We start from the raw sequence: 7,261 nt of genomic DNA on the forward strand, positions 1-7,261 counted from the left end.
GATCAAGCTAGAGGTTTAAAGACTGATCGGGTTCCAATTATTTTTATTAATAAATATTTTACACAATTCATACCAGGTAAGCAAGAGAGCTACGCCACTACTACCGAATCATTACCAAAATGAGTAATCTCCTCTGGCCGCGTTTCCTCAAGAAAGCTTACCGTCAAGAACCAATAATACCATTTCTCTAAATGAAAACTACACATCGAATTTAAATCCCCCTTTAAGTTCCCCTTTTTAAGGGGGATTTAGGGGGATTAAACTTCTGTAGTCAGACTTTGGAGAATTGGTGCAGTAGATGTCATCATCGGGGTTCTAGGACAAAGATGGACACTGCTATCCTTAGGGGCAACGATTATGGCGATCGCTATATTCGCCAGGTGGCAACAGAGCCAAAAAAGCAAGGCAATCAACAAAGAAGAAGCCGCAAGATATTATTTACCGCCCCAATCGGGTCAAGTAGCTTTACCAACCCTGAAAAACGAAAAAAATCGACCTTCTTAGCTCAAAAATTTCACCTTGCTTGGCAATCAATCCCCTCAAAGGCTAGAATCTATAGCACCGTTCATTTGTTAATATTCAACTAAATTTATGAAATTCCGATTTATCGGTGGGGAGAAACTTGTTGGAGCAATTGTGGTCAGTGTTCTAACCACGCTGACAATCGGGCAACATCAGCTTAGTCAGGCCCAAAGTCCTATTGCTCCCCCTAAACCCGCAGCTGAAAGTGGCGAAAAAACCCCAGAAACTATCCTAGTAGAAGGTTTAGGCAGACTTACCCTCGCTAAAACCCTAGAAGGGCAACAATCCACCCCTAATGCTGTGATTTTCAGCCCCGATAACCAATTAGTTCTCGCTGGTGGTAGTGATACGGATCCTCTCCTGAGAATTTGGTCCGTAAAAACAGGGCAAAAAGTTTCCCAAACTCGGGCCCAAAGAACCAGCGTCAAAGCTTTAGCCATTAGTCCCAACGAAAGATTATTAGTTAGTAGCGGTTTAGATGGTTCGATTAATTTTTGGAATCTGGTGGAAGGCAAGTATTTGGGAATTGCCCTCGAACACGGTAATACGGTCCTCGCCCTTACCGTTACTCCCGATGGTAAAACGTTAATTAGTGGTGGTTTGGAAGGAATTCGCCTCTGGACAGTGCAACCCCCCCGCCGTCCCCTCTATCGTTTAAATTGGGTGGGTAATTTTGTTTATTCCTTAGGCATGAAATCCGATGGTGTCACCCTTGCCAGCGGTCATGAAAACGGTGAGGTACATTTTTGGGACATCCGCGAGGGCAAATTTTTATCGAAATTTGCTGCCCATCCCCAAGCGGTGAGCCAGCTTTTATACACTCCCGACGGTAAAAATTTAATTACGGGTAGTTTAGACCGCACGATTAAAATCTGGGATACGAGCAATAATCAGTTATTATTTACCCTCATCGGTCATACAGCCCGAATTCGTTCCCTGGCACTCCATCCTAACGGACAAATTCTCGCTAGTGCCAGTAATGACGGTGTGCGTTTATGGGATGTGACCACGGGGAAACAATTGGCCTGGTTTGATAATAATTCCGACTGGGTGGAATCCCTAGCTTTTAGTCCCGATGGGCAGTATTTGGCTAGTGGTAATTATGATTTTAAAATTCGCCTCTGGCAATTCGTTCGTTAGGCAAAAATGCCCCCATTTAGCCTTTAACCACTTCTAGAAAAGCCGATTTCGCCGCTGCCTGTTCCGCTGCTTTTTTGCTTCTGCCAGTTCCCACTCCTAATTTTTGCTCATTTAACCACACTTCCGCGCAAAAACGTTCTTGATCTAAACCATTGATTTCTTTAACTAAATATTGCGGCAGTTTTTTGTATTTTGCTTGTGTCCACTCCTGCAAGGCATCCTTATAATTCTGGCGGGCCGGATCTCGACGGATTTCGGCCGCTTTTTCCCGCAGTGGTTCATCTAACCAAGAACGCACTAAAATCATTGTCTGTGTACTAAGATATAATGCTCCCAAGACCGCCTCAAAAGCGTCTGCTAGTCGAGAAATTCGCCCCGCCCGATCAATGCTCGTACTACTTGATACCAATAAATAACGCTCGAAACCGTAGCGATCCGCAAATTCCGCCAGAGTGCGATCGCTAACCATCATCGATCGCAGGGCAGCAAATTCTCCCACGAGCGCCTCCGGATAGGTTTCTAACAATACCTCCGCCGCCACGAGTCTTACCACAGAATCGCCTACAAATTCCAATTGTTCATAATTCTTATCACGGGAAACACTGGGATGAGTTAGGGCCAAATCTAATAAATCCCATCTGACGGGGACATCAGCTGATAAACCCAGCTTTTCCACTAGGGTTTTTAATTGTTTTTGGCGACGCGGATCACTTAAGGACATGGGAGCGGGGGAGATGGGGAGATGGGGAGCGGGGTGTGGGGTGTGGGGAGCTTTTTCAGTAAACTGATAACTGATAACTGATAACTGATAACTGATAAAGGAGAGAGTCAGACATAAGCCGAATTCTGTATTTCCCAACAGCAGTAAAATTGCTTTTACCTTTGTTGGAATAGAGGTTATCTATCTGGGATAATTGTTACCAATTACCTCAAGCGGTTCCTAAAAACGGGACAGGAAAAAGACCAACCTTTGTCCCTCCACCTTGCTCCCCACCGGGGTTTACCGAGCCAGTACCTCTCAATACTGCTGGTGCGCTCTTACCGCACCTTTGCACCCTTACCCCCAATCAGTTATCAGGTATCAGTTATCAGTGGAAAGTTATTAGTTATCAGTGAATTTACTTTCGTTACTGTTTACTAATCACTGAAAAAAGGGGGCGGTATTTTTCTGTGGCACTATCCTCACGCTCGCGCGCACTGGACGTTATCCAGCAAGTGTGGTCTTTCGGGAGTTCGGACTTTCCTCGGAATCATTAATCAAATGACCCCGCAACCTCTAGACCAACTCTCTCCTATTCTCTAGTATGACTTACCAGAGACTCGATCGCTCATATATCCTAGTCAATAATCAGTGATCAGTAAACAGTAAACAGTGAACAGTGAAAAGACAGCAGGAAACTCCTATTTAATACTGCTCGCTTAATAAGTAGTCGTGCAAAATTAATTTCCTAGTGAAGATAGGCAAGAGGCAAGAGGCAAGAGCGGGGTTAGATGTGTGTAATTAATTTTGCTTAGGTACTTACATACTGCTCACTTAAAACTCAAATCTGATAACTGATAACTGATAACTGATAACTACTCAATGTCGATCGCTCTCAACGTTAAGATCAAAGGTAATGGCTATCCGATCCTCTGTCTGCACGGTCATCCCGGTTCGGCAGCCAGTATGTCTGTATTTACCGATCATTTTTGCCAACGCTGGCAAACCCTGGCCCCGGATCTGCGCGGCTACGGTAAAAGTCGTTATCGCCTGGATTTTCAGCTAGAAGAACATCTAGAGGATTTAATCGAGCTGCTCGATCGCCAAAAAATCCAGCAATGTTTAATTCTCGGTTGGTCTTTGGGGGGTATAATCGCACTGGAATTAGTATTGCGGCATCCTGATCGCTTTCCTGGTTTAATTCTCGTGGCCTCGGCCGCACGGCCTTGGGGTAGTCATCCTCCTATCACCACCACAGATCTGATTTTGACGGGGATGGCGGCAATTCTCAATCAGATTAAACCGGGATGGCGTTGGAATATTGATACTTTTGCCCGTCGTTCCCTGTTTCAGTACCTTTTTTCACAACATCAAGCGATATCCTATCAATATCTCGCTCAAGATGCTGTTACCGCCTACTTAGGCACTTCTCCAGCTGCTAATCGCGCTTTAAATCGGGCTTTAAAACAAGGTTACAATTGTTTAAAATCTCTTGACAAAATCACAATTCCCTGCTTAGTTCTGGCGGGAGCAAATGATCGCCATATTACCAGTGCCTCGAGCCAAGAAACGGCCGAAAACCTGAAACTGTCTCAGTGGAAATGTTACCCAGAAACGGCCCATCTGTTCCCCTGGGAAATCCCTGACTTAGTTTTAGGGGACATTGATAATTGGTTAGCGGCGCATTTTAGCGATAAACTGGCAGAGTGAAGTGAAAACTACTGCCGTGGTCGGGGACACTATCCACCCAAATTTGACCATAGTGGGCGCGAATAATCTTGCGACAGACCGATAAACCGATGCCATAACCTTCTTTACCCTCATCCCGTTTGAGACGCACATGACCCTCAAAAATATGCTCTTGTTTCTCTTCGGGAATGCCGGGGCCAGTATCACTGATGCTCACCTGTACTTTTTGAGTAGTACGATGAAGGACAGAAAGGGTAATTGCGCCGCCAGCGGGAGTATATTTGATCCCATTCTCCAAGAGATTAATAATCACCTGTCGGATTAACTCCTCATCAGCATAGACGGGGGGCAAATCTTGGGGGATATCGCTTTGGAGAATTAAAGTCTTTTCCTGAAAAGTATCGGTAAATTGAGACAAAATTTCCTGACAAAGACCTTGCAGATAAAATTTACTCTGGTGGAGAGTGAATTGCGCCGCCATGCTCTTAGAAGCTTGCAGAATATCTGTGATCAAACGGTTCATAATCCGGAACTGTTTGCGGGCCTGTTGGTGCAGTTGTTCTCGTAATTGCAGACTGCGCTCAGTATCCGGTTGATGATAGGCTAATTCGAGGGTTTCCACAGCGATGGAAGCAGCGGTGAGAGGACTGCGTAAATCGTGGGCCAACATAGCCAAAATTTGGTCTTTAAATTTTAATTGTTCTAATAATTCTTCCTTTTCCTGTTTGAGACGAAAAACCTCATCGGCAATGCGGATGAGTTCGCCCGAATGTTCCACCTCTTGAAGTTGTCCATCCTCAGCGTGATCATTTTTAATCTCCTCTTTAATCGCTTTTTGCCAACGTACCAACCATTTTTTAAACTGTTCCACCAGATTGCTGCCCGCGAGGGTATGGCGGGGGCCGGGGGCAATTTTGACCAAGGCGGGGGTAGCTACAAGGCGAAAATGTTCGACTAAATGAGGTTGCTGGCGAATTTCGATGATTTGTAGGTCAATTGGGTAATCAGACTGTAAAGACTGGAGATAGGACTGAATTTGACGGATAATTTCTTGAGAACTGGGACGGTCATCAACAAATAGCAAAAGTTGAATCGAGAGAGGCGTTGTCGTCTCTCTTCCTAAAGCAGTCAGTGGCTCGTTAGATGGGAGCATCGGAAAATTAGTAAACCTAGGGATTAACGGGATCGATCGACGATCGATCGACTTTTATCATATTCTTTATTGTAGAAGCTTAAGATAGTATAAAATCTACTCAACCTAATCTTAAAGTTTTATTCCTTAATTCTAAGAAGAAATCCTATGGCTTTTGGCTATGTTGCCCTAGTTCTCCACGCGCATCTCCCTTTCGTCCGCCATCCCGAAAGCGATTACGTCCTCGAAGAAGAATGGTTATACGAAGCAATCACAGAAACCTACATCCCTCTCCTGCAAGTTTTTGAAGGTCTCAAGCGGGATGGTATCGATTTTAAAATGACCATGAGCATGACTCCGCCTTTGGTGTCGATGCTGCGGGATCCGTTACTGCAAGAGCGTTATGGAGAACACTTAGGTAAGTTAGAAGAATTAATTGCTAAAGAAATCGACCATAATCAACATAATGGCCATATTCGCTACTTAGCCGAATATTACGCTGAATCCTTCCAAAGTATCCGACAAACTTGGGAAAAATACGATGGAGATCTGGTCAAAGCCTTTAAACAATTCCTCGACAGTAATAACCTAGAAATTATCACCTGTGGTGCGACCCATGGTTATATGCCCCTGATGAAAATGTACCCACAAGCGGTGTGGGCGCAAATTGAGGTGGCCTGTCAACACTACGAAGAAAATTTCGGTCGTCGTCCCAAGGGCATTTGGTTGCCGGAATGTGCCTACTATGAAGGGGTAGAAAGAATGTTAGCCGATGCGGGCATTCGTTACTTCCTCGTCGATGGCCACGGTATTCTCTACGGTCGTCCGCGCCCCCGTTACGGCAGTTACGCGCCCATTTTCACAGAAACCGGGGTGGCCGCTTTCGGTCGTGACCACGAATCTTCCCAACAGGTTTGGTCTTCCCAAGTCGGTTATCCGGGGGATATAGTTTATCGGGAATTCTATAAAGATTTGGGCTGGGAAGCGGAATACGAGTATATTAAGCCCTATATCATGCCCAACGGTCAACGCAAGAATATAGGCATTAAATACCACAAAATTACTAGCCGGGACGGTGGTTTATCGGAAAAAGGGCTTTATGACCCCTACTGGGCCAAAGAAAAAGCCGCCGAACACGCGGGCAATTTTATGTATAATCGCGAGCGACAAGTGGAGAGTTTAGCGGGAATTATGGGCCGTCCTCCCCTGGTTGTTTCTCCCTACGATGCCGAGTTATTTGGTCACTGGTGGTATGAGGGACCCTGGTTTATTGATTTTCTGTTCCGTAAGTCCTGGTATGACCAAAATATCTACCAAATGACCCATTTAGCTGATTATCTCCGGTCTAACCCCCATCAGCAGGTCTGTCGTCCTTCCCAATCCAGTTGGGGTTATAAGGGTTTTCACGAATACTGGCTAAATGAAACCAACGCTTGGATCTATCCTCACCTGCACAAAGGCACGGAACGGATGATTGAATTAAGTCATCATGAAGCGGAGGATGAATTGCAGGAACGGGCTTTAAATCAGGCGGCCCGGGAGTTATTATTAGCGCAATCTTCTGACTGGGCTTTTATTATGCGAACCGGTACCATGGTTCCCTATGCTGTCCGGCGCACTCGTTCCCATCTGCTGCGATTAAATAAAATCTATGAAGATGTGAAATCCGAGAAGATTGACTCTGGTTGGCTGGAAAAAGTCGAGGAAATCGATAATATTTTCCCCAATATTGATTACCGTGTCTATCGACCTCTGTAATCTCGGTTAGAGATTAATAAAAATTTTGGTGCGTTACAAGCTGTAGCGCACCTTGTTGCTTTCTGATTCACTCATTACTTGATCTCCTGTAGATTTCTGCACTATCTACAAAAATAGTACCCAACTTATAATACAGAAGTAGGCATTGGGAATGGATGATGGCTAATAGCGAAAGTGAAGAGCGGCAGATAGCTTTGGCAATATACCTGGACTTCCCCGTTGACAAAAGGCCATAACCTGTGCTGTAGAAGGGATTAAGAGAATTTCCGCCGCCCCGTTACTGGGTACAAATCAGGGAAACTCCCAATAAATCTAACGCT

General features: G+C 45.1%; 5 protein-coding genes, 1 other RNA gene and 1 pseudogene. 4 read left to right on the plus strand and 3 right to left on the minus strand.

The genetic code is table 11. The annotated features are described in order from the left end of the window. Nucleotides 1–288: 288 nt before the first annotated feature. A pseudogene (locus tag EWV60_RS23355) lies at nucleotides 289–504 on the plus strand (hypothetical protein); the annotation flags it as partial. An 87-nt stretch (nucleotides 505–591) separates the two neighbouring features. Then, nucleotides 592–1,662: a WD40 repeat domain-containing protein gene (locus EWV60_RS04830; protein WP_287231335.1), complete on the plus strand. Its 1,071-nt coding sequence runs from the start codon at nucleotides 592–594 to the stop codon at nucleotides 1,660–1,662. A gap of 16 nt (nucleotides 1,663–1,678) precedes the next feature. Here EWV60_RS04830 and rnc read toward each other — a convergent pair whose 3' ends face one another. Together rnc and rnpB are read right to left on the minus strand one after the other, a co-directional pair. Then, nucleotides 1,679–2,383 (minus strand): ribonuclease III, encoded by a 705-nt coding sequence (gene rnc, locus EWV60_RS04835; protein ID WP_002748582.1) that lies wholly within the window; start codon nucleotides 2,381–2,383, stop codon nucleotides 1,679–1,681. A gap of 99 nt (nucleotides 2,384–2,482) precedes the next feature. Next, nucleotides 2,483–2,951, minus strand: an RNA gene (gene rnpB / locus EWV60_RS04840) — RNase P RNA component class A. Between the two features lie 293 nt (nucleotides 2,952–3,244). Between rnpB and EWV60_RS04845 the strand changes: the two genes are divergently transcribed. Then, a complete protein-coding gene (locus EWV60_RS04845) occupies nucleotides 3,245–4,072 on the plus strand; it encodes an alpha/beta fold hydrolase (protein WP_287231337.1) in 828 nt (275 codons plus the stop codon). Here EWV60_RS04845 and EWV60_RS04850 read toward each other — a convergent pair. Beyond that, the gene (locus EWV60_RS04850) at nucleotides 4,050–5,204 is read right to left on the minus strand and encodes a histidine kinase (protein ID WP_002755527.1); all 1,155 of its coding nucleotides are present in this window, start codon (nucleotides 5,202–5,204) and stop codon (nucleotides 4,050–4,052) included. The two genes, EWV60_RS04845 and EWV60_RS04850, sit on opposite strands and share 23 nt — an antisense overlap. A 147-nt stretch (nucleotides 5,205–5,351) precedes the next feature. Between EWV60_RS04850 and EWV60_RS04855 the strand changes: the two genes are divergently transcribed. After that, nucleotides 5,352–6,941: a glycoside hydrolase family 57 protein gene (locus tag EWV60_RS04855; protein WP_287231339.1), complete on the plus strand. Its 1,590-nt coding sequence runs from the start codon at nucleotides 5,352–5,354 to the stop codon at nucleotides 6,939–6,941. Nucleotides 6,942–7,261: the final 320 nt, after the last annotated feature.

The organism is Microcystis sp. Msp_OC_L_20101000_S702 (genome assembly GCF_007095705.1).
GTDB classification, from domain to species: Bacteria; Cyanobacteriota; Cyanobacteriia; order Cyanobacteriales; family Microcystaceae; genus Microcystis; species Microcystis ichthyoblabe_A.